Source organism: Aliidiomarina taiwanensis (assembly GCF_003987015.1).
GTDB classification, from domain to species: Bacteria; Pseudomonadota; Gammaproteobacteria; order Enterobacterales; family Alteromonadaceae; genus Aliidiomarina; species Aliidiomarina taiwanensis.
This window is the reverse complement of the sequence record NZ_PIPQ01000023.1, coordinates 1-1338: the sequence shown is the minus strand read 5'-3', so window position 1 is coordinate 1338 and position 1338 is coordinate 1. Positions and strand designations below refer to the sequence as shown.

General features: G+C 52.4%; 2 protein-coding genes. Both read right to left on the bottom strand.

Going from position 1 to position 1338, the window contains the following annotated elements; genetic code table 11:
- The coding region (locus CWE15_RS11895) for a DDE-type integrase/transposase/recombinase (RefSeq protein WP_133306927.1) at positions 1–669 on the bottom strand (669 nt) is incomplete at its 3' end.
- A gap of 86 nt (positions 670–755) precedes the next feature.
- Positions 756–1262 (bottom strand): transposase, encoded by a 507-nt coding sequence (locus CWE15_RS11890; RefSeq protein WP_126758297.1) that lies wholly within the window; start codon positions 1260–1262, stop codon positions 756–758.
- Positions 1263–1338: the final 76 nt, after the last annotated feature.

Below are 1338 nucleotides of genomic sequence, written 5' to 3'. Positions count from 1 at the left end.
CGGGCAATATTTTACGGTTCTAAACAGCGACTCCGAATATGGATTATCGTTGCTGACACGAGGCCGGCTGTGCGACATGGCCATGCCTAAATCGGCTAAGCGTGTCTTCAGCGTAAATGATGTCATCGGCGCGCCATTATCCGAGTGCAGCACCGGCGGATTATGCCAGCACTTCTCGCGTATTAAGGTCCTCTCGACAAGCTCCCTTGCTAAGGCGCCTGATTCAGTGTCGTGAACTTCCCAGCCGACAATTTTGCGGCTGTAGATATCCAGGATTAAGTACAAGTACCAGAACACGCCCTTTACCTTCGACGGACAATAACTGATGTCCCACGTATACACCTGGTTTGGCCCATCAGCGATATATGTGGTCGGCAATGGCCGCTTCTGTCGCGGCTTTGCCTGACCTCGGTGTGTTAACTGCCGATGCTTTTTAAGTACCCGGTACATCGTCGACTCAGAGCCTAAGTAAACACCTTTGTCCGCTAGCAGCGGGACAATCTGTGACGGCGGTAAATCGCAATACTCCGGTAAATTACAGACCAGGAGAATGCGTTGCTCCTCTTCGTCACTCAACTGTCGTGGCTGTACCGGGGGCACTGCTGTTGGCCGCTTATCGGCTTCAGGAGTGGCCGCCCAGCGTTTGAGCGTGCGCTCGCTTATATTCATAACCTGGGCGGCGCGATAACGCGAAGCCCCACTAGTAACAGCTTCTCCAAAGTAACGCAGTAGCCTTATACGCTCGCTTTGAGGCGTTAGTCGTCCTCGTTGTCCGGTTCGTTCCCGTATAAGGCTTCGAGCTTTTTTGAGAGTACCAGCAAAGCTGTTGTTTCGGCCAGAGCTTTATCTTTGCGGCGCACCTCAGCCTTAAGCTGTTTGATTTCTCTTGCCGTTTTCTTGCGAGCCTGCCTGGCCTCACGTTCGCTCTCAGCCGTGCGACCAAAGCCTTGCAAGCAGTCATGTCGCCACTGCTTGATTTGCTCAGCGAAGAGGCCTTTTTCTCGACAATAGGCCGCCAGCTCGGCTTCCGACAAGCCTGCGGTTTCAATCACCACGGCCAACTTGTCGTCGGCGGACCATTGCTCAGATTGTTTTCGGTGTCCGGGCACTGCAACTCCTTGCTCTCGACATTGTTTAAGCCAATGATACAAGGTTTGAGGACTGATCCCATCCTCAACTGCCACTGAACTTACCGAACGATTCTGTGGCGGCAGTAATTTCTTGAGCGTAGATGCTTTACGCTCCTCTGAATAACGCGGCATACATCAACCTAAACCGCCCACTGTTTATTGAATAATGGCAAAATCGCCAACTGGACAACTAGGCTGACATAGTGGG

Excerpts from the sequence above, each read along its gene's own strand:
- CWE15_RS11890 (WP_126758297.1), bottom strand. The coding sequence starts at position 1,262 with ATGCCGCGTTATTCAGAGGAGCGTAAAGCATCTACGCTCAAGAAATTA.